This window comes from Neptunomonas marina, from assembly GCF_004005935.1.
Taxonomy (GTDB): domain Bacteria; phylum Pseudomonadota; class Gammaproteobacteria; order Pseudomonadales; family Balneatricaceae; genus Neptunomonas; species Neptunomonas marina.
In genome coordinates this window covers 302,329-326,817 of record NZ_SACQ01000002.1, presented here as the reverse complement: position 1 = coordinate 326,817, position 24,489 = coordinate 302,329, and the positions used below count along the sequence as shown (strand labels likewise).

Sequence of the window (24,489 nt, the reverse complement as noted above, 5' to 3'; positions counted from 1 at the left end):
CGCTGATATTGGCGATATCTAAAGCGTCCTGCGGCCTAGCCATAGGGCGCTTGGGTCGAGTAAGCTAGGGTTCAGAGCTCCGGCTTAAGATCATAATAAGAGCGCGCTTTCTCGCGCATGGAGATTTTAGTGACAAGTTTAGACTCAATCCTCGATGGCGATCACCAGCTAGATGTGTTGATGGCGCGTCAGCCTATCTACTCGAAGAACCAAGATGTTGTTGCGTTTGAACTGCTGTTTCGCGGAGATGACCCGCACGCGATGTCGCCGCAAAAGGATGAAGTCGCTACCTTCGATGTGGTTATGAACACCTACGCGAGTGTTGTGGGTGATGGTGGTGAGCAGCGCTTACCATTCTATTTGAAGGTCACCGACAAGGTGCTGCTGTCGGGTACGCTTCCGGCTTTGCCGCCCGCCTTGTTTGCGCTGGAGTTGCTAGGGCGTTCGAATGTAACGCCTGAGTTAGCCGCAGCTCTGCAAGAGAAAGCAAAAGAGGGGTACAAGATAGTACTGGCTGACTATGATCCAAACGATGTGCGTTTGCAGCCATTGCTCAATATCGCTCATGTGGTGAAGCTAGATATCCAAGCGCTGGGCATGGCCCGCCTACCTGAGGTGATTCAAAAGCTGAGACCTCATAATTTGGATCTACTCGCAGATAAGGTCGAGACAAAAGAGGAGTTCAGGCAGTGTCTTGAGATGGGCTTCTCGCTTTATCAGGGTTTCTTTCTGAGTCGACCAGAGCCGATCAAAGGCAAGCGTATCGCGGGTAACAAAGTTTTATTGTTGCAGTTGTTAACCGAATTAGATCGAGAAACGGCAACAGGGGCCTCTTTAGAGCAGATTGCCGTGAACGACCCTGCGCTCACGTACAAAATCTTAAAGGTGGTGAATTCAGCTGCCTTCAAGGTGCCGCGTGAAGTTGAGTCTTTATCGCATGCGATTACGCTACTTGGGCTTGATCAGATCCGCCGCTGGATTTTGTTGTTTTTAACCACCGGTGTGAACGGTAGCCCGACTGAGTTGACCCGCAATATGCTGATCCGTGGGCGTATGTGTGAACTGATCGCAGAGCTATCAGGCTATCAAGGGGCGATGAACTACTTTATGGTTGGCCTCTTGTCGCAGTTGGATGCGTTGTTTGATATCGAAATGGCGGAGCTACTTGAGCAAGTGCCGCTGAACAGTGAAGTTAAAAACGCCCTGCTGCACTACACCGGCTCGTTAGGCGATACGCTGCGGGATGTTGAAAATTATGAACGAGGCCAGTTTGACCTGCTGATGGCGCGAATCCCGCGTAGCTATTATGAAGTCGCTTATCGCCATAGCTTGAACTGGTCTGACACCGTAATTAAAGCCCTGCGTGGCTGATTAAGGTGGCCATTATGCAATGGTTAGGAGAGCTTAGAATTGATCCGACTTGTGTCGAAACATGTGACGTTAATGGCGGTGTGTTTAGTTGTAGCAATTGTGCTCAGCGAAACACTGTTATTACCGCACCAAATCGATACGCAAGTTGAAGCTCGCCTAACCGAGATTCGCGATGACCTGCAACGCCTTTCAGTGGTTGAAGCGGCTCAGGACAGAGCGCTCCTAGCCCAATATGCGGAGGTCCTTAACCTCGCAGACCCTGATCACGTTTTCTTTTCCACCGATGCTTCAGCGGAAGCGCCGGCCTCAGAGGTGCTGCAACTTTACCCTTCTGAGTCCTCCTCCGCACTTGCGGCGAGTATTAAACTCCCCTCGTTGCGCGCCACAATTACAGCAGACCTGCGCAAACATAATCTCGGCTACTTAGCAGCGCTGTTTGTTGGTTTGCTGTTGGCAGGGTTACGTCGCTCACCATCTGAACAGCCCAAAGAAGAGGTTGAGTCGCGCTCTATCGCCCAGGCAGATGTGCCGATGATGGTTAGGCGCAGTGATGGAGCCTTCGCTTCGTGCCATGAGCTGGCTCAGTTTGGCTGTTGGGAGTGGTGTGCGCACAGTGGTATGTTCTGGTGCTCACCAAGTCTTGCGGCTGTTATGCGCAATACATTGGCTGAGCAAGTCGATCAAGAGACGTTTTTTCAGAGCCTTTACCCTGGGGATCGCACGATGGTGCTCAAGGCCGCTCAAGCTATGTTGCACGAAGGCTCGGAGGGGGAGATCGATTTTCGTGTATCAACGGCGTCTGGTGAATGCCGACATATTCACTTAGTTAGCCGTGTGCTGCGTGATGATGAGCAACGTGTCGTCAAAGTGGTAGGTACGTGCCAAGATATTACTGAGCGTAAAGCGGTTGAAGCACGGTTGCGTAAGCTCTCTAGCGCTATTGTCCAGAGCGGTTCAAGTATCATGATTATCGATATTCTGGGCGCTATCGAATACGTTAATCCCAAGTATAGTGAAGTGACCGGCTTTGCTCTTGAGGAGATTGAAGGTAAACAGCCAGACCTGCTCAGCCGCAAGTGGCTCAATAGTGAACGTTATGAGCTGCTTTGGAACACTATTATGAGTGGCAATAACTGGCGCGGTGAGCTGCAAAACCGGAACAAAGATGGCTCGCTGTTTTGGTCGCTTGCATCGATTTCGCCCGTTTATAGTGAGTACGATGAGCTCACCCACTTTGTCATTGTTTGTGAAGATGTCACTGAGCTGAAAGACGCGCACGCCCGTATGGAGCGTTTGGCGCTTTATGATGAGCTGACAGGGCTACCGAATCGACGCCTGTTCTTTAAAGAGCTCGCTGAGCTGTTTGATCCAACCACTGAAACTTCGACAGCGGCTGTTATGCTGCTGGATCTCGATTTCTTTAAGGCTATCAATGATACCCAAGGGCATGGCACTGGGGATCAGTTGTTAGTGGAGGTCGCAGAGCGGCTCGTTAGCTGTATCGGAGAGGGGGATATTGCAGCGCGCTTAGGTGGCGATGAATTTGCCATCTTGATTCGCAACGCGCACAACGTTAACCATATCGAGGCGGTGGCTGAGGCAATCTTAGACGCTATCGCAAAGCCCTACTATATCAATAGCTACGATATTCAAATCAGCACGAGTGTAGGGCTGGCTTGGCTGCCAAAAGATGCAGATACACCGGAAAGCCTTCTTAAGCACGCTGATCTTGCCATGTATCAGGCGAAGGAGAAGGGGCGTAATCAGTACCGCTTCTTCAATGAAAACCTGCACCGTCAGCTACAGACATATGTACAGTTTTCCCGAGAGATGCCGCGTGCTTTAGATGCCGGTGAGTTTATCCTGCAGTACCAACCCCAGCTTGATCTCACTAGCAGCAGAGTGGTGAGTGTTGAAGCATTGTTACGCTGGGAGCATCCGAATAAAGGTTTGGTCAGCCCTGATGCGTTTATCTCGGTGGCTGAGGAGACGGGCTTTATCGTCTCTTTGGGGCGTTGGGTGTTGGAAGAGGCCTGCCTGACGATTCGTGAGATGGCCGCGCTCGGTTTTGATGATGTGCGCGTTGCGATCAATCTGTCGTCGCGGCAATTTCGTGATCCACAGTTACTGAGTATGATTCAGCAGACCATTGCTGAGTTCGAGATTAATCCCGCCAATCTTGAGCTTGAGATCACCGAGTCTTTATTGATGCAGGATGTAGAGGTGGCGATTGAAACCTTGCAAGCTCTGCAACACTTAGGTGTCACTGTAGCGATTGATGATTTTGGTATTGGTTACTCCTCGTTCAATTATTTGAAAACCCTACCGGTCGATGTGTTGAAGATCGATCGTGAGTTCATTAAAGATATTCCCGACCATCAAGACGATATGGAGATCACGGCGGCGATTATCTCGATGGCACATCGCTTGAGTATGCGTGTTGTTGCTGAAGGCATCGAAACGAAAGCGCAGCATCAGTTCCTTGCTGAGCAAAGTTGTGATGTTGGCCAAGGCTTCCTCTTTAGCCAGCCGCTTAACTTCCCTGAGCTATTAAGCTTTCTCTGTCGGGAGCTGGGTGAAGAGTGATGTGGTTGCCGGAAAGTATCGTTTGGCTAGATGTCGGCTGGCTGATGATGTTAAGCGGCTTGACCTCCTTCATTACCGCCGCGCTGGGCATCGGCGGGGGTGTTCTTTTGCTTGCGGTGCTGTCGCAAATGCTGCCGCTCGCGGCATTAATTCCAGTGCATGGGTTGGTGCAGTTGGGCTCGAACGGTAATCGCGCTTGGATGACGCGCCGCCATGTTGATTGGCAGGTGGTTGGTTTGTTTTTGGGTGGGGCAGTTTTAGGGGCTGTGGCGGCCTCTTTTGTTGTTGTACAGCTGCCCCTTGACCTACTTCGAATCAGTGTGGCGCTATTTATTATCTACTTAGTGTGGGGGCCTAAGCCGGCAAAAGTATCCTTATCATCAACTCAGCTTTTTGCGGCAGGTGGGCTGACAACGCTGTTGTCTGCGTTTGTTGGTGCGACCGGGCCGCTTGTGGCGGCGGTTCTGCATCGCCGTAAGCTCTCTAAATTACAAACAGTGGCAACATTCGCAACCTGCATGTCTTTTCAACACCTCTTGAAAGGTGTGGTATTTAGCGTGGTTGGATTTGCTTTCAGTGAATGGTTGTGGGTGATTCTGCTGATGATTGCAGCCGGTGTGGTTGGTACATGGCTAGGCTTGAAAGTGTTGAATCGTATACCCGCCGCTATGTTCTCGTGGGTATTTCGTGGGGTGGTCACTTTGCTTGCGTTACGTTTACTCTATCAGGGGCTGACATAAAAAAGCCCGCTATCGCGGGCTTTGCAGATCTAGCACTTAGTCCAGCTGGCTAAGGTCGCGTACGGCACCCTTGTCCGCTGAGGTTGCGAGTTTCGCATAGGCTTTCAAAGCAGCAGAAACTTTACGAGGGCGAGCCTCCACAGGTTTCCAGCCTAGCTTATCCTGCTCCACTCGGCGTGCAGCTAGCTCTTCATCAGAGAGTAGTACATCAATGGTGCGGTTCGGGATATCGATGCGAATCATATCGCCATTGCGTACTAGGCCAATAGCGCCACCGGCTGCTGCTTCAGGCGATACGTGTCCGATCGATAGACCTGATGTACCACCAGAGAAACGGCCGTCGGTGAGCAGGGCGCACTCTTTGCCTAAGCCTTTCGACTTGATGTAAGAGGTTGGATATAACATCTCTTGCATACCTGGTCCGCCGCGCGGGCCTTCGTAACGTACGATGACAACATCACCTGCTTTGACCTTATCATCAAGGATATTGGCGACGGCTTCGTCCTGAGACTCGGTAATGTGCGCAGGGCCTTCAAATACCAGAATAGACTCATCCACCCCTGCTGATTTTACAACACAGCCATCCAAGGCAATGTTACCTTTGAGTACAGCAAGGCCTCCTTCAAGGGAGAAGGCGTTTTCGAGCGAGCGGATACAACCGTTTTGGCGATCACCATCCAGCGTTGGCCAGCGGCTTGCTTGGCTGAACGCTTGTTGAGTTGGAATGCCTCCAGGGCCTGCTTTGTAGAACTCCACGACTTCTGGTGACGGGTTACGCATGATATCCCACGCATCCAGCGCGTCTTTCATGGTCTCGGTATGTACCGTTGGCACGTCAGTGTGGAGTTTCCCAGCACGATCAAGCTCACCCAAAATACCCATGATGCCGCCGGCACGGTGTACATCTTCAATGTGGTATTGCTGGGTGTTTGGCGCGACTTTACACAGCTGCGGAACGGTACGAGACAGACGATCGATGTCGTTCATACCGAAGTCGATCTCAGCTTCTTGTGCGATAGCAAGCAAATGCAAGATGGTGTTGGTTGATCCGCCCATGGCGATATCTAGCGTGATGGCATTTTCAAACGCTTTGAAGCCGACAGAACGCGGTAGTACACGCTCGTCTTCCTGTTCGTAATAACGTTTTGCCATCTCAACGATACTGCGGCCAGCGCGCAGGAATAGTTGCTCGCGGTCTGCGTGAGTCGCCACAACGGTACCGTTACCCGGCAATGCTAAGCCAAGTGCTTCTGCGAGGCAGTTCATTGAGTTGGCGGTAAACATGCCCGAGCATGAACCACAGGTTGGGCATGCTGAGCGCTCCACGGCATCGACAAGCTCGTCAGACGCAGTAGGGTCAGCTGCTAGTACCATCGCATCCACGAGGTCTAGCTTGTGCTCGGATAACTTGGTTTTACCGGCTTCCATTGGGCCGCCGGAGACAAAAATAACCGGTATGTTTAGTCGCATTGCTGCCATCAGCATCCCCGGTGTGATTTTGTCACAGTTGGAGATGCAGACTAAGGCGTCCGCACAGTGAGCGTTCACCATATATTCTACAGAATCGGCAATAATATCGCGGGATGGCAGAGAATAGAGCATCCCGTCGTGACCCATGGCGATACCATCATCAACAGCAATTGTGTTGAACTCTTTGGCAACGCCACCCGCTTTTTCGATTTCACGAGCGACCAACTGCCCCATATCTTTTAGATGGACATGCCCAGGAACAAACTGGGTAAAGGAGTTAGCGATCGCGATGATAGGCTTGTGAAAGTCCTCGTCTTTCATGCCGGTGGCACGCCACAGTGCGCGCGCGCCTGCCATATTACGGCCGGCAGTAGAGGTTTTAGAGCGGTAAACTGGCATGAGTCAATCTCTCATTGGGTTCTGTTTCACGGAGATCCGAGTATACCAAAAATAACGGCGATGGGATGATCAACCCAAAGTGTTAGGTCAGGTGCCTTTACTTTCTGGCGTTGAAATGTGAATTTGAAGCCTCGCTAATGACTATGAGTATGAACATGACCGATCGAAAGGCAATTCGCCAAGATAAATGGCTACTGCGGCTAATGAAGGCTGGTTTACCTGTGGCGCTGATCTGTGTTGCGAGCTTGTGGGTGGGCCACCTTTATAATGATTCAGCCTTTGGGAAGCTGTTTCTAGTCACTTTGCCTATCGCATTGATTTTGGGTTTTGCCTACAACATCCGTTATGTAATGTTGCTGGCACGCGCTAAACGAGAAGCGTCGTCTGAATGAACGACCAGAGCGCCATACCGCTGAGTGCCCCCATTGCGCACATCATTGAGACGCATGCACAGCGCCTTCACGCCGCGGATGGTCAGGTGTTGGCTCGCGCAGGGCAGGACTGCCAAGGCTTTATGGTGGTGGTTACAGGCTGTATCCGTGTGTTCGCGCGCTCTAGCGCGGGGCGAGAGATCGATATGTATCGCATCCATCCTGGCGAAACCTGTGTATTAACCACGTCCTGTTTGATGGCGGGTGAAGGCTTTCCTGCAGAAGCCATTGCAGAGGAAGACACCGAGCTCTGGGTGCTGCCAGTGGTGCAGTTTCGTTCTTTAATGGATCAGAGTGACGTCTTTCGGCACTTTGTGTTTTCCAGCTACGGAAGCCGTCTAACACGCTTACTTCAGCTCGTTCAGTCGGTGGCATTCGATACTATTGAGCAACGCATAAACGAGTTTCTACTGGGTGAGTGTCGCCACGGATTGGTGATCAGTATGTCGCATCAACAGATAGCTGATGCGTTGGGCTCTGCGCGTGAGGTAATCTCTCGCCAGCTCAAAACTCTCGAAAAGAAAGGGGTTGTTGCGTTGGCGCGTGGTCAGGTGGTTATTCTTGATTATCACGCCTTGGTGGCAGCACATAAAAAAAGTAAAAATGCCGTGTGACTTGAGTCACTGAGAATGTGAGGCACCAGATGGATACTAAGTGCTGAATTCTTCCAGAAGGAGTTGAACCATGGAAAAGAATATCGGTACTGTCGATAAAATCATTCGTGTAGTAGTAGGCTTGGTGCTTATCGCTCTAGTGTTTGTTGGCCCACAAACCCCTTGGGGCTGGATTGGTGTGCCAGTGGTTTTGATAGCGCTATTTGGTTGGTGCCCGCTTTATAAAGTGCTCAACGTATCTACCTGCCGCCGCTGCGAGTAATTCGCGAAGGTGGTGTCTTTGAAAGCCACCACCTTTCCTCTTTGCCCTACGTTTATTAGCAGTTAATGTCTTCTATGGCGGACATTTTTACCCTCCCAATAGGCGTTTGTTAACCTTTTATTAACCCGCATCTTGTCAGTCTTAGCGCGCTATTTATCAGGTCCGTAGTTAAGAAGAGAAGTTTGTCTATCCCCTTCCTGACGCAGTTGCTACGATATGATCTATTAACGTCTTTAATTCAGGACGCGATAGCAAATACAGCCAAGGTGGCTTGTTAGTCAATATGGACGTGTTTGGTTCACAATGTCAGAGGAATCAGCGTCACGCTGGGTACTTAACCGTCAGCGTATGACCTGATATCGATCAGACAAGTATGGGTCTGATGATAGGAAATAGGAGAGCAGGATGAAGCTTTTAGTCGTAGAGGATGATGCAGATCTGCGTCGTCAGCTAGTAACTGGCCTTGAGTCGCGAGGCTATACAGTAGAAGAGACTGCAGATGGGCAAGAAGCGCTTTATCTGGGATCAGAATTTGCATACGACCTAGCCATTGTGGATTTAGGTTTGCCATCACTATCCGGTGTTGAGTTAATTCGAGAGTGGCGAGCAAACAAGCGTAATTTTCCTGTGTTGATCCTAACTGCGCGCAGCGATTGGCAAGACAAAGTGGAAGGCCTTGAAGCGGGCGCAGATGACTTCCTCGTGAAGCCGTTCCATATGGAAGAGCTCTCCGCGCGCCTGAACGCGCTATTGCGCCGTGCGGCAGGACATGCCAAGCCGGTACTGAACTTTGGGCCGCTCAGCTTGGATACAACAGGCCGCGTTGTCTCGTTCGAGTCGCGCCCTGTTAAGTTAACCAGCTACGAGTATCGTACTCTTGAGTATTTGATGCTGAACGCAGGTAAGACGGTTTCCAAAGCTGAATTAACAGAACACCTGTACCATCAAGACTTTGACCGCGACAGTAACGTCCTTGAAGTGTTTATTCGTCGTTTGCGCCAAAAGCTGGACCCTGATCAACAGCTACAGCCGATAACCACTGTTCGGGGCTTAGGCTACCGCTTCGATCTGCCTGCTTCCTAAAGCTTTGCTAATGAAAGCGGCGCTTTGCAGGCTGCCCACCTCTCTCAAGGCGCGACTCCTCGTAGCTTCCTTTATCTTGCTACCCCTGATGGTGGGGGTAGCAGGTGTTGCTCTGCAAAACTCGTTCTATGACAACCTCGAGCTCTCTTTAGAAGAGCGTATGCGGCTTAAAGTCTATCTGGTCATTAACGCAACAGCTGAAAATGACAAAGGGCGTTTGGCCGCAGTTTCGCTTAGTGCCGGTGTGGGTGAGCAGCTACCGATATATATCCATGATTACCAAGGTGAGCTGCAGTGGTCGAGTTCAGCAGCGCGGCCCTACGGTGACGGTTTATCCTATGCGTTGGCTGATCGACCGCTGGAGGTTGATCAAGTGCGCTTTGAGCATTGGCAAAACGAAGCGCTATTTATATATCAATATCCCGTTCAGTGGCGCGGTAAGGGGGCTGCCGGACGTTATCTCTTTACTATCGTGCAACCTGATTCAGAGCTGAAGTCTGCCATGACTGCATACAAGTTGCAGTTATGGGGGTGGTTGGTAGCGGTTATTCTGCTCTCGCTGGTCATTCAGGCAGTGATTACACGCTGGGCGTTAAGTCCTTTGCAAGCGATGGTGGATGATCTCGTCAATATTGAGCGCGGTTACGCCACGCGTTTGGCGGGTGAATATCCGAAAGAGGTACAGGGCGTAACAGATAGCTTGAACCACTTACTGCATGTGGAGCGCAAGCAGCGCGAGCGCTATCGCAATACGTTGGGTGATTTGGCGCACAGCTTGAAAACCCCACTCGCCGTTATTCGTGGAGCGGGTAATGAACAGCTGCCGCCAGAGGGTTATCGCTCGGTGGTGGATGAGCAGGTCCGCCGCATGGATCAAATTGTGCAATATCAGTTAGCGCGTGCTGTACGTAGCCAAAGTAAGAGCATGGCGCAGTCAACAACAGCCATTGCGCCGATGATCAAGCGGATCACCTCTGCGCTTGAGAAGGTCTATCGTGAAAAAGGTGTGCGCCTTGATCTGGACCTAGATGAATCGGCGGCTTATGCCGCAGACGAGCGCGATCTAATGGAGCTGCTAGGCAATATGCTTGAGAACGCCTTCAAGTATGGCCACTCTCATGTCAGTGTCACGCTGGCGACTAGCCAAGATGCAATTCAGCTTGATATCGAGGACGATGGCCTCGGTGTTTCACCCGAGATGCGTCAGGTGATTCTTGAGCGGGGAGCGCGTGTCGATACATCAGCGGCTCCCGGACAAGGTATCGGTTTGACCGTTGCTGTGGATATCTTGAGCAGTTATAACGGCCAGTTAGAGGTGGGCGAATCCTCGCTCGGGGGAGCGAGTTTCCGCATCACATTCCCGCTGGGCTAAAGTGGTTTACTGAACACTTTCGAGTTACGTTGGAAGTTATAGCGCGCCTGCTTTTCTCCCGGTAGCTGCTCCAGTGAGGTTTCGGTAAAACCGTGCTCAATAAACCAATGCGCGGTGCGCGTGGTGAGTACAAACAGAGATGAGAGTCCCATCTCGCGTGCCCGAGCTTCGATAGCGCCAAGCAGCAGTTCGCCACGGTCGCCTCCACGGTACTCGGGCGATATCGCTACACATGCCAACTCAGCTGCGCGCTCTTCCTGAAATGGATAGAGCGCAGCACAGCCAATCACAACGCTATCGCGCTCAACCACAAAGAAGTTATCAATTTCAGCCTCAAGCAGTTCACGTGAGCGGCGCACCAAGGCCCCGCGCTCCTCTAACGGTTTGATCAGCTCGATAATGCCGTTGATATCGCTACCTTCTGCCTCGCGCACTTTCTCGTAGGACTCCTGCACAACCATGGTGCCTGAACCATCGCGAGTAAACAGTTCGGCTAGCAACGCGCCATCATCCTGATAGCTGATTAAGTGGCTGCGGGGAACCCCACCTGAGCAAGCTTGTGTGGCCATTAATAGCAGGCGTGCGAGTTCGGTATGGCTCTGCGTTGGATCGTCGAGCTGCGCAAGATATTGGTTGAGGAAGCGCTCTGCCGTGCGCACCAGCAACTCGCTACGGGTGCTGCCTTGGCTGTCGATAATACCGCTCTGTGCACCAAACAGAATGAGTTTGTCAGCTTGCAAAGCGATAGCGGTTTGCGATGCAACCTCTTCCACCGGTAAGTTGAAAATCTCGCCTGTGGTGGAGTAACCAAGATTCGAGAGCAGTACGATATTGCCAAGGTCAAGTTGCTGGCGAATACCGTTATGGTCGATTTTGCGTACTTCACCGGTGTGGCAGAGATCGACTCCATCTTGCACACCCAATGGGCGTCCTTTGACGTAATTACCTGATGAAACGCGCAGCTCGGCACCGTGCATCGGTGTGTTGATCAGCCCCATTGAGAGTTTTGATTCAATCTTCGTGCGCAACACGCCAATCGCCTCGATAACCGAGGCGAGTGTCTCGCTATCGGTGACGCGGAGGTGGTGGTGCAGTTGCGAATCAACCCCTTTCTCGTCCAAGCGTTCTTGGATTTGTGGGCGTGCACCATGAATCAATACGAGTCGTACGCCAAGGCTGTTCAGCAGTGCGATATCGTGAATAATATTTTCGAAATTGGCGTGGTCGATCGCTTCACCGCCTAACATCACTACAAAGGTTTTGCCCCGATGTGCGTTGATGTAGGGGGATGAGTGACGGAACCATCCAACATAGTCTGTACTCGAGTCAGACACTTAGGAACTCTCCTTGTGCGGCGCTAGGCAGTAACGTTGGATTAGCTGCTGGAGTAGGTCAATGGTCGGTTGTATCTGATCAAAGGCGAGATACTCGTCCGGCTGGTGGGCTTGGTCGATACTGCCAGGGCCCAGCACAATCGTCTCCATGCCTAGCGATTGTAAAAACGGCGCTTCGGTTGCAAACGCCACGGCCTTCGATGCTTGGCCGGTTAATCGTTCTGCCGTGGCCACTAAATCAGCGGTTTTTGCCGTCTCGAAGGAGGGGACGCCGGGAAATAGCGGCTCGTGCGTTAATTCAACACCGAACTGATCCGCGATAGGCGCGAGGCGCTTATCAACCTCTTCGCGCAGGTTGGCAATATTCATGCCCGGTAGCGGGCGTAAATCATACTCTAGATCGCACTGGCCACAAATTCGGTTTGGGTTATCTCCGCCATGCACACAACCGAGGTTGAGCGTCGGTACGGAAACATCGAACGCGCTGTTCTGATGATTCTCTTGTAGCTCTTGGCGAAATGAGAGTAGCGTTCCAAGCGCACTATGCATGGCATCGAGCGCGCTTGCACCGAGAGCAGGATTCGACGAGTGCCCGGCACGGCCTTTGATGCGCAGCGATTCCATCATGATGCCTTTATGCATCCGCACGGGTGTCAGGCTAGTGGGTTCTCCGACCACAGCATACCGAGCGCGCGGATAGCCACTGTTTGCCAGCGCCCGAGCACCTGACATTGAGCTTTCTTCATCGGCGGTTGCCAAGATGATGAGCGGTGCGTTGAGATCGCGGGTGTCGAGGGCTTTAATAGCTTCGATCGCAAGGGCGAAAAACGCTTTCATATCGCAGCTACCCAAGCCGTAGAAGCGCTGATCGCGCTCGGTCAGCGTGAATGGATCACTCTGCCAAAGTTCAGCGTTGAAGGGGACGGTATCGGTATGGCCGGCTAATACGAGGCCGCCATCGCCGCTGCCGCGTGTGGCAACCAGATTGGCTTTACCCGGATAGTCAGGTACCGGGAGTACCTCGCACTGGAAGCCTAACGGTTCTAACCAACTTGCCAGCAGCTCAATAACACCGAGATTGCTTTGGTCCCATTCGGGCAGGGTGCAACTAACGGAAGGCTCACCGATAAGGCGAGTCATCATCTCTAATAAGGTGGGCGTTTGCATAAGCGAAAACCTGCACGTTAGTTATTCATCACTATTGTGCAGGCTTTCGAGGGAGAGGTCGAGGTTAGGTGAACATGCCTTTAAACATAAAGAAGAACATGATCGCCAGAATCGCGCCTGCTGGTAGTGTAACGATCCAAGAAGCGAAGATCGTACCGACAACACGTAGGTTTAATGCTGCTAAACCGCGAGCAATACCAACACCCAAAACTGCACCCACAAGCGTGTGTGTTGTCGAAATGGGTAAGCCTGTTCCTGAGGCCACGACCACTGTTGTGGCTGCTGCCAATGTCGCGGCGAAACCACGGCTCGGTGTTAGCTCAGTAATGTTGTTACCCACCGTTGCGATAACCTTGTGGCCATACATAACGAGGCCAGCCACGATACCTGCACCACCTAGCAGCAGAATCCATGCTGGCATTACCGATTTCTGTACAACTTCACCCCCAGAGTTAACCACACCGACAATCGCTGCTAATGGACCAACCGCGTTCGCCACATCGTTTGAGCCGTGCGCAAATGCCATGGCACATGCGGTGAACATCATCAGGACGCCAAATACTTTCTCAACGCTGGCGAAGTGGTAATCTTTATCGGCTTCTGGGTCGGCTTTCACTTTCTTGAGCATCGCAATACCCAGCATCATTGTAAGCGCCGCCACGCCAACAGAGATCAGAGCGCTCATGCCCCATGACAGATCAAGACCGATATGCTTCAAACCCTTGGTGAAGGTCACCATGGAAACAATGAAACCTACCAAGAAGATGTACATTGGTACGTAGCGCTTCGCGTTTTCGAATGGGTTAGCCGTGTCCAAAATCAAGCGTTGGACGCTTCGGAAGAGGAAGAAGGCTATAAAGCCTGCCGTGACCGGCGAGACCACCCAGCTCGCAACAATCTTAGATACCTTACCCCAGTTAACCGCATCGACTGATATACCAACTGCTGCGAAGCCGACGATAGCACCGACGATCGAGTGCGTTGTCGATACTGGCCAGCCAAAGTGTGTAGCGACCAAGAGCCAAATACCCGCTGCCAACAAGGCTGACATCATGCCGAACACCAGTAGTTCTGGATTGCCTGACAAAATGCCGGGATCGATAATCCCTTTACGGATCGTCGAGGTAACCGCCCCACCCGCTAGATAGGCACCGGCAAACTCGAAGAGAATCGCGATCATGATCGCTTGTTTAAGGGTCAGGGCTTTGGAGCCGACGGAGGTGCCCATGGCGTTTGCCACATCGTTTGCACCAACACCCCAAGCCATGAAAAAGCCAAAGATACAGGCCAAAATAACGATAATATCGCCGTACTGCGCAATAATACTCATGATTATGCCTTTCGTAAGTTAGAAATTTAGCGAGCTAGCAACAGCTGTAGACGGCTGCCGACTTGTTGAGCGCGGTCGGCAAGGTCGCCGATCCAGTTGATTACCTTGTACAAGAACATGGCATCAATCGGGTGCAATTGGCGCTCAATTTCAAACAGTTGGGAGCGGATCTCGCGCTCAAGCTCATCGTTCTTGTGCTCAAGCTCGTCCAGCTCAATGATCATATTTTCAACAATCTCGACCTCACGACCGCGGAAGCCAGTACCCACCAGCTCATCCAGTTCATTGAGGGATTTGAGGGCTTGCTCAGAGGTGGCAAGAGCAGAGCGAACAAAAGCGAGCATCTGCGGTTGGATAGGCTCTGGAATCGGCATTTCGCGGCCTAGCATGATGCCGGAAATATCTTTTGCGCGATTCGCTATCTTGTCTTGCATGCGCAATAGTTCTAAAAGGTCCGAACGTGGTACCGGTAGGAACACGCTGTTGGGCAAGTTTTGACGAACATCCTTTTTCAGTGCGTCTGCTTCGCCTTCCAAAACCGCGATGCGGTGCTGAATGTCCTTGGCTTTTGTCCAGTCATCAGCGATAACTGCTTCGAAGAATGGCAGTAGCTCACGAGCGCAAGTATTTGCTTTCGCAATATGCTCTTGCATCGGTTTGAAAGGTGAGCGGGCGAACATTTGCAAAATAGGATTATTGGTAACCATAACCTTGGGCCTAATTGAAATTTTTTCGGGCGCAAGTATAAAAGCCGGTGTCATTTATTTGTAGCGAAAATGACATGAAAAGGTAAAAAAAGTGTCATTTGTTGCGTCGAATCAGTCTGTTTTGTTGTAATAAAAATGTAATAAATCGCGACTGTATATGATGCGTAAATGAGAGCGATATACATTGTAAATCATATGGCTTTTGAGCCACTTTTTGACGTTGGGGAAGCGTGTGGCGACTGAAACTGAATTGAAAATGCTGGTTCCTGAAGAGGATATCGAAAGACTAAAAAGCGAGTTGAGCGATATGGCAGGAACCGCAGGCGAGCATAAAATGCTGCAAAACCAGTACTACGACACCCCTTCGCTTACATTAAGTGGTGCCAAGGTCGCGTTGCGGATTCGCCGTGATGGTGAGGCTTTTATCCAAACCTTCAAAACCCAAGGGCGCAGCATCAACGGACTGCACCAGCGTCAAGAATGGGAGTGGGCACTGGCAACACCACAGTTGGACCTGCAAAAGCTCACTGAAGTGGAGTGGCCTGAGGCGTTAGATAAAACCCAACTACAAGATCAGCTACTTGCTATTTTCAGTACTGATTTTACGCGCACCCTTTGGGATATTCAGTGGCAAGGAAGTGAGTTAGAGGTGGTGATCGATCAAGGCTGTGTTGTGTTTGAGGACCCAGACACTGAGCAGCGCTACCAAGAGCCCATTTGCGAAGTGGAGATTGAACTCAAGCGCGGTGCTGAAGCAGCCATCAACAGTTTTGCCCAGCAGTTGCAACAGCAGATCCCCTCCTTGGTGCCCAGCGATATAAGCAAAGCTCAGCGTGGCTATCGGCTTTTCGATTGTGCTCGCAACGGCTGATAAAGATCATCCCCACGGGCGGCAACCTTTGATAAGCTGAGACAAAATCGATTGAGCGGATGGAGTCTTAAATGTTGCAGCCCGATTACAGCCAATTTCCTGCTGAACTGCATGACCTTCTCAAACAACAGCTAACGCGCTTGGAAGACCACCATGAGCTGATCGCGGCGGCGCTCGATGATGCGCTGCTACCCGAGCTGTATCAGGTTTTGATTGGCAGTGACTTTGTGACCGAGCAACTGCAACGTCGCCCGGAGTTTCTCACCGAACTCACGGCTCGAAACGCGTTAACCGAACCCTACACGGCCGCAACGTATCGGGCGCTTATCCAAGATGCCACCCAAACGCTCAGCAGTGCTGAAGCGCTGATGCCGGTGCTGCGCCGCTTGCGTCAGCAAGAGCAGATCCGTTTGATCTGGCGCGATCTCACGCGGCGTGCTGATATGGCAAGTACCACTCAAGAGCTGAGTTGGATGGCTGACGCGTTTATCGATGTCACACTGGAGCATCTCTATCGGTTCCATTGTGAGCGCTTTGGTACACCGCACGGGCCTGCTGATGAACAGGGCGAGCGCCAACCGCAGCGGATGGTTGTGATCGGGATGGGCAAGCTCGGTGCCAATGAGTTGAACCTCTCCTCCGATATCGATTTGATGTTCTGCTTCCCTGAAAATGGCGAGACAGTGGGCGGGCGAAAGTGTCTGGCTAACCAAGACTTTTTCATCCGCCTTGGACAAAAGCTGATTCAAACACTCGATACTCTCAATGGCGAGGGATTCGTCTTCCGCGTGGATATGCGATTACGCCCGTTTGGCTCTGCAAGCCCCTTAGCGATCAGCTTTGCGGCGATGGAGCACTACTATCAAGATCAAGGCCGTGACTGGGAACGCTACGCCATGATCAAAGCGCGTATTGTCGCTGGTGATCAAGAGAAAGGGGCTGAACTGCTCAAAGAGCTACGCCCGTTTGTGTATCGCAAATATATCGATTTCAGCGCGTTTGAGTCACTGCGCGATATGAAAGAGATGATCAACCGCGAAGTGCGCCGCAAAGGTCTGGAAGACAACGTCAAACTCGGCTCTGGCGGTATTCGTGAGGTGGAGTTTATCGCACAAGCTTTTCAGCTAATCCGCGGCGGACGTGATCTGCGGCTGCAGCAGCGTGAGTTGCGCAATATTCTTCCGCTCCTACCTGAAACGGTGGGTATGCCCGAACATGCAGTCACCGAACTGTTGGATGCATACACCTTTTTGCGTAACACCGAACACGCCATTCAAGCGCTCGCTGATAAGCAAACTCAGGAGCTACCGCAGGATGAACTTGGCCGAGCACGGCTGGCATTTGTGATGGGCTTTTCTGATTGGCAGGCCTTTGTAAATGAATTAGACGCGCAGCGTGACGCTGTGCGTCGCCACTTTGCGGATGTCATTGCGCCGGCTGAAGAAAGCACCGGTGATGAGGCGAGTACCAATAACTGGCTAACCGTCTGGACCGATGAGCTATCCGACGAAGAGGGCGCTGCGGTGATGGCGGAGCAAGGCTTCGATGACCCAGCACGCGCGTTTAAGCTGATTAACGATCTGAAGCACTCGCGCACAGTACAGATGCTGCAGCAAACCGGTCTTGAGCGCTTAAAAGCGGTGTTACCGCAGCTACTTGAACAGATCTCTGCGGTGGATAACGCCACCGAAACCTTGAGCCGCGTCTTAACGCTGGTGCAAGCGGTGTTGCGCCGCTCGGCATATCTGGTGTTGCTCGCGGAGAATCCCGCTGCGATTCAGCAACTTATCAAGCTATGTTCGTCATCGGTGTGGTTTGCTGATCAGTTGGCGAAAAAGCCAGTGCTGCTCGATGAGCTGATTGACCCACGCACCCTCTACACACCGCCGGACAAAGCCCAGCTTGAAGCGGAGCTGCGTCAGCAGTTGCTGAGGATTCCACAAGAGGATACTGAGCAACTGATGGAGGCGCTGCGTTACTTCAAAAGCGCCCATATGCTGCGGGTTGCGGCCTCAGACATTACCGGTGTACTGCCGCTGATGAAGGTGAGTGATTACCTCACATGGCTGGCGGAGGCGATTCTGAAAAGCGTTTTGGAGATCGCTTGGGGCTTGATGGTTGAAAAGCATGGCCGCCCGCTCAAAAGCGCAGGTACTCCCAGCGAGCTGGATTTTATTGTTGTTGGCTACGGCAAGCTCGGTGGCATTGAGCTGTCTTATGGCTCGGATCTGGATCTGGTCTTTATCCACGACTGCGACCCGAACCTCTTTACCGACGGTGAAAAGTCCATCGCCAACTCAGTGTTCTTCACCCGCTTAGGGCAACGCATCATCCATATTCTGAACACCTTTACCGCCGGCGGTCAGCTTTATGAGGTAGATATGCGCCTGCGGCCTTCCGGTAACTCGGGGTTGTTGGTGTCATCGTTGAGTGCCTTTGAAGAATATCAGCATAAGGAAGCTTGGACATGGGAGCATCAAGCGTTGGTAAGAGCACGCGTTGTGGCAGGTCCAAGCCAGTTGGCTGAGGACTTTGAGGCCGTGCGTGCACGTGTGTTAGCGAAAACACGGGAACTGCCAGCGCTGCAACAAGCGGTGGTTGAGATGCGCGAAAAAATGCGTGAGCATCTAGGGACATCGGAGCATGAGGCTCAGTCTGAGGGCTTGTTCCATTTGAAACAGGATCAAGGCGGTATCGTAGACATTGAGTTCTTAGTGCAGTACCAAGTGTTGGCTCATGCCATCAGCTACCCAAGTTTGTATCGCTACTCGGATAACATTCGTATTTTGGATGCCTGTGAAGGGGAGGGGTTACTGAGCGCAGCAGAAGCGGAGCAGCTGCGTGAAGCCTATAAGGCGTATCGTGCGACTGGCCATCGATTGTCGTTGCAAGAGCAGTCAAGTGTGATCAAAGAAGCGGAGATGCGCGAGCTGCGCGACCAAGTTAGAACGATCTGGCAACGCGTGATGCAAACGAGCCATTAAGGCGCAACGCTGAAATAAAAAACCACCTGCATAGAGGTGGTTTTTTTTGCGATCAAAGATGCTTAGATCGATGTAAGCCAGCCGTGCTTATCTTCAGCTTGGCCCCACTGAATCGCATTCAAAGCTTGGCGCAGTTTCACTGTGGTTTCACCCACACCGCCGTTGCCGACTTTGTATTCTTGGCCTTTGTGGATCAATGTACCCACCGGTGTTAATACCGCAGCTGTGCCGGATAGTGCTGCTTCACAGCCCGGTTTAGCAGCGCGCTCGAGTAGTTCGTCTACTGTGAGCTGGCGTTCAGACACCTTCATACCTAAATCTTTTGCGATCGTCAGGATTGAGTCACGCGTCACGCCGTGCAGGAAGCTCTCATCGAGTGCTTTGGTGATCACTTCGTCGCCGTCGATCAGTAGGAAGTTCGCTGCGCCTGTTTCTTGCACATCACCGCCTGGGCAGAACAGTACTTGATCAGCCTGTAGCTCTTTCTTCGCCTTTAAAATAGGGTTCAACGCGCTGGCGTAGTTACCACCGCTTTTGATCATTCCCATGTGTGGTGCACAGCGCATGCCGGTATCGTCTAGCAGCAGGCGCAAGGTGGTGTCGCCACCAGAGAAGTAATCCCCGACAGGAGAGAGCAAAATGTATTGGCACGAGGTTAGCGATGGCGCAGCTGCTTTACCGATGGCAGGCTCCGTACCGAAGTGCGTTGGGCGGATATACATAGAACCCGGTGGCTCAGGTACATCAGCGGCGAAGTGCTTGACGATATCAAGGATCATCGCTTCAGTTTGTGCCGGATCGATCGCAGGCAACGATAGCAGCTCGCTACTTTGAGCAAAGCGGGCAATATTACGATCCATACGGAAAATTTTGATGGAACCGTCTTGATGGCGGAAAGCTTTTAAGCCCTCGAAGCAGGTGCTGGAGTAGTGAAGAACATGCGCTCCGGGGTGAAGCTGGATGCTGTCGCTTGCGACGCGCTCAGCTGTGCTCCAACCTTCGCCGTCAAACCAAGAGATCGACATCTCTGGCATAAAAACAGTACCAAATGCTGCCATGCGGGTTACCTCAAAAAACTAACAGTTAGGTGAGTCAACCAATAAGCAGAGTGGGTGGAACAGGGTCCGTATAACACGTGTTGGCGACTCGGGATATGGCTCAGATTGTAATACAGTGGGGCGGTAAAAGGGAATGCGCAAACCGCCTGAAAGCGTTTGGTAATTGGGAGTTTCGCCATACTCTAGTATGATGAAACGCTTGATATTTTGCTTTTCACTCAGCTTTGGAATCCCTTGTGTCAGATATTTGCATCATCAGCGATGGTAAGCCCGGACATGTGAATCAGTCGCTTGGCTTGGTGGATGCATTGCGCCGCGCTGCGCCACAGCTTTCGTGCACTGAGCATACGATCTTGAGTTGGCGCGCTATCTTTGCCCTTATCGCGGCCCGAGTTACCGGTAAACAGCACGCATTCAGCCATGTAAAGCTGGTGGTGGGCACGGGGCGCCGCACGCATCTATCTTTACTGGCGCTGCAATGGATAGTGGGTTGCAAAGCGGTGGTATTGATGCGCCCTTCGCTACCGAGCGCTTGGTTTAGTGCCGCTATTATCCCAGAGCATGATCAGCCGCCGGAGCTACCCAACACGTTAGCTACATTGGGCGCCTTAAACCGGATGCAACCGGGCACCAAGCAGGTTGATCAAGGCTTGATACTTGTGGGTGGGCCATCGAAGCACTTTGACTGGAGTGATGACCATATCTGGCAGCAGATTGATAGTTTATTAGAGGACACCACACAGCAGTGGTTGCTGACCACATCGCGGCGCACGCCCGAGAGTTTTTTACAGCGCGCAGCAGATTATCCGCAGCTGTGTGTGATGCCGTTTGAAAATACCTCGCGGCACTGGCTGCCTGAACAATTAGCCAGTGCCAGTGCGTGTTGGGTAACCGAAGATAGTATCTCGATGGTGTATGAAGCGCTGAGTGCCGGTTGTGAAACGGGCGTATTCGAGTTGCCAATCAAATCTGGAGGTTCGCGTGTAACACGCGGACTGGCGCGCTTGAAGGCTTCAATGCGCGTGATGACATTAACGCAGCGCCAGCGATCCACCGATGCTCCCTTGGCAGAAGCCGATCGCGCAGCCGCTTGGATTATGAAAAAGGGCTGGCTATGAAAGTGGTACAAGTCCTTCCCGACCTTGATGGCGGTGGTGTCGAGAAAGGGACGCTGGAGGTGGCACAAGCACTTGTGGCCGCGGGTCACGAATCGGTTGTTGTCTCTGCAGGCGGGCGGCTCGTGGCGCCGCTGGAAGCCGCAGGAAGCCGCCACTATCGCTGGGATTTGGGGCGTAAATCATTACTGACTTTTCGGCATATCTGGGCGGTACGCCGTTGGCTGCAGAAAGAGCAACCGGATATTTTGCATCTACGCTCGCGTATGCCTGCTTGGGTGATGTGGCTTGCGTGGCGTGGGCTGCCATCTGGAAGCCGCCCCCATTTAGTGACCACAGTGCATGGGCTGTACTCAGTTTCGGCATATAGCGCAATCATGACCCGCGGCGAGCGTGTCATTGCCGTTTCTGACACCATTGCAGACTATATTCGCACGAGCTACCCCCAAACACCGGACCAGAAGATCACGCGGATTTTCCGAGGTGTCGACCCTGCTGACTTTCCCTATCAATACCAACCCAGCGAGAGTTGGCTGGCGCAATACCATCAGGACTTTCCGCAGTTAGCAGGCCGTAAAGTATTGATGTTACCGGGGCGTTTAACGCGCTTAAAAGGGCATCATGATTTTATTGAGCTTATCGTACGGCTGCGTGATAAAGGTGAGCCCGTGGCTGGGCTTATTGTGGGTGGAGAGGATCCAAAACGGCAAGCCTATGCCCAAGAGCTGCGCCAGCTTGTGGCAGATAAAGGGCTTGAAGAGGTGCTATTTTTTACCGGAGCACGTGCTGATATTCGGGAACTCTACAGCTGCACTGATGTGGTGCTCTCGCTATCGACCAAGCCTGAAGCGTTCGGCCGCACCGTCGCGGAAGCGCTCACTCAAGGTGTGCCGGTGGTTGGCTATGATCATGGTGGCGTTGGTGAAATTCTGCGTGCGTTATATCCGCAGGGTTTGTCTCCGTTGAGCGATCTGGATGCGCTCGAAGCCAACGTGACCGCGCTGCTCGATACACCGGTAGCGCCAAAACCTAATCAACACTTTCTCAAAGCTGAGATGCTGCAAAGCACACTCGCACTCTACAAGGAACTCGTGACATGAAGATACTGATGTTCTTAGCGTCTAGCCTAGATGGCGGCGCGGAGAAAGTGGTGGCAGATCTCAGTAATGAGTTGGCGCGGCAAGGGGTATCGGTAACGGTTGCTGCGTTTACTGGCAGTCGATGGTTAGCACGGCTGTCGGATCAGGTAGCTGTTGTGCGCCTGCCGGCCAGTGAGTCAGCTTATAATCCGCGGCTCTACTTCAAACTGCGCCAAACCATTGCCCAGTTGCAACCGGACGTTGTGCACAGCCATGGCGCGAAAGCATCAAAGATTATTGCGCGATTGGGTCGTGTGGTGCGTTTTACGCAGGTCGCAACCAAGCACAACTCCCGTAAGGGCAGGGTTTTTAACCGCTTACCCTACGTCACTGCCGTATCGGGTAAGGTCCAGCAGTCCATTACTCAGCCTGCACGGGTGATCTTTAACGGTACTCATATTGATCCAGCGCTGCGGCCGCGAATACTCAGTGAGCAGGTTCGACTGCTGGCGGTTGGGCGGTTAGATCCCATAAAGCGTTTTGATCAATTAATTGAGGCGATGTCCCATCTGCCGGAGCACGTAAGTCTTGATGTGGTCGGGGATGGGCCGCAGCGGCAGGCGCTTGCGGCACTGGTTGATCAGCTATCGCTTGGGGAGCGCGTACAGTTATTGGGGCAGCAAAACGATGTGCCACGGCGTATGACACAAGCGCACGCTGTGGTGATCGCATCACGCAGCGAGGGTTACAGCCTCGTCATGGCTGAAGCGCTTTTTTATGGCAATGTGTTGTTATCGACTGAGGTGGGTGCAGCGCCCGAGATACTGCCGGCGAAGTTTTTGATCTGCGAGGGTGCGTTGGTCGAAAAACTGACAGATATGATCACTCATCACGCGGACTATCGTGCTGCGTTTCGCCAGTTTGCCGATGCCAATGCTGAGACCTTTACGTGGCCACGCATCGCCCATCAGTATCAAGAGTTTTACCAAGCTGCCTTAGCGGGTAATATCGGCGCATGATCTATCTACTTCTTATTATTCTGTTTTTGGTTGGCCTTTACCTGTCGGCCCATTACAACTGGTGGCGCCCTTCTGTGGATGCGCTGGCGCCGCGGGTGCTGATGTATCACAGCGTGCAGGAGCAGCCTGGCGATACGCCTGCGGAGCTTGTGGTAACACCGCAGCGCTTTGCTGAGCAGATCGATTACCTGATCGGTAAGGGCTATCAGTTTTGTACAGTCAGTGAGTTGATAGCCGTGCCTGAGGCCGCGCACAAGCGCGTTGCGCTAACCTTCGATGATGGTTTTCGCGATAACTATCAGGTGATGTTTCCTATTTTGAAAGCTAAGGGTGCGAAGGCAACAATCTATCTTGCGCCAGAGATGGAGCAGATCGAGAAACTTAGCGCAGATGAAATACGTGAAATGGATGCTTCTGGTCTGGTGGAGTTTGGCGCCCACACCATGACCCATATTAATGTCAGCCAGACCCCTTTAGAGCAAGCAGAGGCTGAAATTTTGGCATCTAAGCGTTGGGTTGAAGCGCTGCTGAAAAAGCCATGTGATGCCTTTGCTTACCCGTATGGTCGCTTTAACGATGCGAATGTCGAGCAGGTGAAGAGGGCTGGGTTTACCTCCGCTGTGACCGTTAAAAAGGGGATTGAGCCACTGACAGACTACCATCGCATTAAGCGCGTTTCAGTGCTGCGTAGTACCAATCGTTGGCAGTTTGCCATCGCATTAGCTAAAGGGCGATATCGCGTATGATCAGTGTATTTTTGGTGGTACAAAACGAAGAAAAAAATATCGCACGCGCGCTGGAAAGCGTTAAAGATTTTGCTGAAATTGTGATTGTTGATAGTGGCAGCACGGATAAAACCCTCGAAATTGCACGCCGCTATACCGACCGTATTTACCATCAGGCATGGCTGGGCATGGCGCGCCAAAAAGCGTTTGCGAAAGAGCTCTGTACCCACGAATGGGTGCTTAATCTCGATGGGGATGAGGAGCTGACGCCAGCACTGCGTGAAGAGATTCAAACGCTGGTGGCGCAGAATCAGTTTGTGGGGGCATCGTTACCTTTTCAGGAGTATTTCCTCGGCCGCAAAATTCACCCGAAAACAAAGCAGAATCGCCACCTACGTCTGTTCCGCAAAAGCTTGGGCGAATATGGCCACGAGCGCGACCACGAAAGCCTAACGATTAATGGACCCATCGCGAAGTTGAAGGCGCCGGTGAACCATTATGGTGAGTTTTCGATCGCGGTTAAGGTGGACAAGATCAACCGCTATTCCACCAGCAAAGCGTTGGATAAGTTCGAAGCGGGTAAGTCGAGCAGTTTAGCGAAGCTGTTGTTGGTGTTTCCGGTGATGTTCTTTAAGTCTTACGTACTGAGGCGAAACTACTTAAACGGTCGGCGCGGCTTTATTGGAAGTGTGGTGAACGCTTTCTATGCCTTCCTAAAAGAAGCCAAGCTCTACGAGCAAAACGTGGCCCGCGATACGGAGTCCAAATAGCG

General features: G+C 52.1%; 21 protein-coding genes. 15 read left to right on the top strand and 6 right to left on the bottom strand.

Features of this window, described 5'->3' with window-relative positions:
* The first annotated feature begins 129 nt into the window (after window positions 1-129).
* The 3 genes from EOE65_RS06195 to EOE65_RS06185 all read left to right on the top strand — a co-directional run bounded on the left by EOE65_RS06195 (window position 130) and on the right by EOE65_RS06185 (window position 4,697).
* Window positions 130-1,371 (top strand): EAL and HDOD domain-containing protein, encoded by a 1,242-nt coding sequence (locus EOE65_RS06195; RefSeq protein ID WP_240656926.1) that lies wholly within the window; start codon window positions 130-132, stop codon window positions 1,369-1,371.
* Window positions 1,372-1,443: 72 nt separating this feature from the next.
* The gene (locus tag EOE65_RS06190; RefSeq protein ID WP_127693426.1) at window positions 1,444-3,957 is read left to right on the top strand and encodes a putative bifunctional diguanylate cyclase/phosphodiesterase; all 2,514 of its coding nucleotides are present in this window, start codon (window positions 1,444-1,446) and stop codon (window positions 3,955-3,957) included.
* The gene (locus EOE65_RS06185; RefSeq protein ID WP_127693425.1) at window positions 3,957-4,697 is read left to right on the top strand and encodes a sulfite exporter TauE/SafE family protein; all 741 of its coding nucleotides are present in this window, start codon (window positions 3,957-3,959) and stop codon (window positions 4,695-4,697) included. Before EOE65_RS06190 ends, EOE65_RS06185 begins: the two co-directional genes overlap by 1 nt.
* A 36-nt stretch (window positions 4,698-4,733) precedes the next feature.
* Here the strand turns inward: EOE65_RS06185 and ilvD are convergent, their stop codons facing one another.
* The gene (gene ilvD / locus EOE65_RS06180; protein ID WP_127693424.1) at window positions 4,734-6,566 is read right to left on the bottom strand and encodes a dihydroxy-acid dehydratase; all 1,833 of its coding nucleotides are present in this window, start codon (window positions 6,564-6,566) and stop codon (window positions 4,734-4,736) included.
* Window positions 6,567-6,721: 155 nt separating this feature from the next.
* Here ilvD and EOE65_RS06175 point away from each other — a divergent pair, with 155 nt between their 5' ends.
* The 5 genes from EOE65_RS06175 (at window position 6,722) to EOE65_RS06155 (ending at window position 10,328) form a co-directional block, all read left to right on the top strand.
* Window positions 6,722-6,958: a hypothetical protein gene (locus tag EOE65_RS06175; RefSeq protein WP_127693423.1), complete on the top strand. Its 237-nt coding sequence runs from the start codon at window positions 6,722-6,724 to the stop codon at window positions 6,956-6,958.
* Window positions 6,955-7,611, top strand: coding sequence for a Crp/Fnr family transcriptional regulator (locus EOE65_RS06170; protein WP_127693422.1), 657 nt, complete (start codon window positions 6,955-6,957; stop codon window positions 7,609-7,611). Before EOE65_RS06175 ends, EOE65_RS06170 begins: the two co-directional genes overlap by 4 nt.
* Window positions 7,612-7,681: 70 nt before the next feature.
* Window positions 7,682-7,873, top strand: a complete 192-nt coding sequence (locus EOE65_RS06165; RefSeq protein ID WP_127693421.1) for a YgaP family membrane protein — start codon at window positions 7,682-7,684, stop codon at window positions 7,871-7,873.
* Between the two features lie 405 nt (window positions 7,874-8,278).
* Window positions 8,279-8,956 (top strand): response regulator transcription factor, encoded by a 678-nt coding sequence (locus EOE65_RS06160; protein ID WP_127693420.1) that lies wholly within the window; start codon window positions 8,279-8,281, stop codon window positions 8,954-8,956.
* A gap of 10 nt (window positions 8,957-8,966) precedes the next feature.
* Window positions 8,967-10,328, top strand: coding sequence for an ATP-binding protein (locus EOE65_RS06155; RefSeq protein ID WP_127693419.1), 1,362 nt, complete (start codon window positions 8,967-8,969; stop codon window positions 10,326-10,328).
* Here EOE65_RS06155 and argA read toward each other — a convergent pair.
* The 4 genes from argA to EOE65_RS06135 all read right to left on the bottom strand — a co-directional run bounded on the left by argA (window position 10,325) and on the right by EOE65_RS06135 (window position 14,866).
* Complete coding sequence (gene argA / locus EOE65_RS06150) at window positions 10,325-11,662, bottom strand: amino-acid N-acetyltransferase (RefSeq protein WP_127693418.1); 1,338 nt, start codon at window positions 11,660-11,662, stop codon at window positions 10,325-10,327. The genes EOE65_RS06155 and argA overlap by 4 nt on opposite strands.
* Window positions 11,663-12,829 (bottom strand): acetylornithine deacetylase, encoded by a 1,167-nt coding sequence (gene argE / locus EOE65_RS06145; protein WP_127693417.1) that lies wholly within the window; start codon window positions 12,827-12,829, stop codon window positions 11,663-11,665. It lies immediately after the preceding gene.
* Between the two features lie 64 nt (window positions 12,830-12,893).
* Window positions 12,894-14,159, bottom strand: coding sequence for an inorganic phosphate transporter (locus tag EOE65_RS06140; protein WP_127693416.1), 1,266 nt, complete (start codon window positions 14,157-14,159; stop codon window positions 12,894-12,896).
* A 26-nt stretch (window positions 14,160-14,185) separates the two neighbouring features.
* Entirely contained in the window at window positions 14,186-14,866 is a 681-nt protein-coding gene (locus EOE65_RS06135) for a TIGR00153 family protein (RefSeq protein WP_127693415.1), read from the bottom strand.
* A 232-nt stretch (window positions 14,867-15,098) separates the two neighbouring features.
* Between EOE65_RS06135 and EOE65_RS06130 the strand changes: the two genes are divergently transcribed.
* Window positions 15,099-15,737 (top strand): CYTH domain-containing protein, encoded by a 639-nt coding sequence (locus EOE65_RS06130; RefSeq protein ID WP_127693414.1) that lies wholly within the window; start codon window positions 15,099-15,101, stop codon window positions 15,735-15,737.
* A 71-nt stretch (window positions 15,738-15,808) separates the two neighbouring features.
* The gene (gene glnE, locus EOE65_RS06125) at window positions 15,809-18,721 is read left to right on the top strand and encodes a bifunctional [glutamate--ammonia ligase]-adenylyl-L-tyrosine phosphorylase/[glutamate--ammonia-ligase] adenylyltransferase (protein WP_127693413.1); all 2,913 of its coding nucleotides are present in this window, start codon (window positions 15,809-15,811) and stop codon (window positions 18,719-18,721) included.
* 62 nt (window positions 18,722-18,783) lie between these two features.
* Here glnE and EOE65_RS06120 read toward each other — a convergent pair whose 3' ends face one another.
* On the bottom strand, window positions 18,784-19,779 hold the full coding sequence (locus EOE65_RS06120; protein WP_127693412.1) for a branched-chain amino acid aminotransferase: 996 nt from the start codon (window positions 19,777-19,779) through the stop codon (window positions 18,784-18,786).
* 236 nt (window positions 19,780-20,015) lie between these two features.
* On the opposite strand from EOE65_RS06120, the gene EOE65_RS06115 reads away from it, so the two are divergent.
* From EOE65_RS06115 to EOE65_RS06095, 5 genes are read left to right on the top strand one after another with little or no spacing between them, the layout of a single operon-like run.
* Window positions 20,016-20,897 carry a mitochondrial fission ELM1 family protein gene (locus EOE65_RS06115; protein ID WP_164847026.1) on the top strand — a complete coding sequence of 294 codons (882 nt, stop codon included), beginning with the start codon at window positions 20,016-20,018 and terminating at the stop codon, window positions 20,895-20,897.
* Complete coding sequence (locus tag EOE65_RS06110) at window positions 20,894-21,994, top strand: glycosyltransferase family 4 protein (protein WP_127693410.1); 1,101 nt, start codon at window positions 20,894-20,896, stop codon at window positions 21,992-21,994. Before EOE65_RS06115 ends, EOE65_RS06110 begins: the two co-directional genes overlap by 4 nt.
* The gene (locus EOE65_RS06105; RefSeq protein ID WP_127693409.1) at window positions 21,991-22,992 is read left to right on the top strand and encodes a glycosyltransferase; all 1,002 of its coding nucleotides are present in this window, start codon (window positions 21,991-21,993) and stop codon (window positions 22,990-22,992) included. Before EOE65_RS06110 ends, EOE65_RS06105 begins: the two co-directional genes overlap by 4 nt.
* Window positions 22,989-23,738, top strand: a complete 750-nt coding sequence (locus tag EOE65_RS06100; RefSeq protein ID WP_127693408.1) for a polysaccharide deacetylase family protein — start codon at window positions 22,989-22,991, stop codon at window positions 23,736-23,738. Before EOE65_RS06105 ends, EOE65_RS06100 begins: the two co-directional genes overlap by 4 nt.
* A complete protein-coding gene (locus tag EOE65_RS06095) occupies window positions 23,735-24,487 on the top strand; it encodes a glycosyltransferase family 2 protein (RefSeq protein ID WP_127693407.1) in 753 nt (250 codons plus the stop codon). Before EOE65_RS06100 ends, EOE65_RS06095 begins: the two co-directional genes overlap by 4 nt.
* Window positions 24,488-24,489 lie beyond the last annotated feature (2 nt).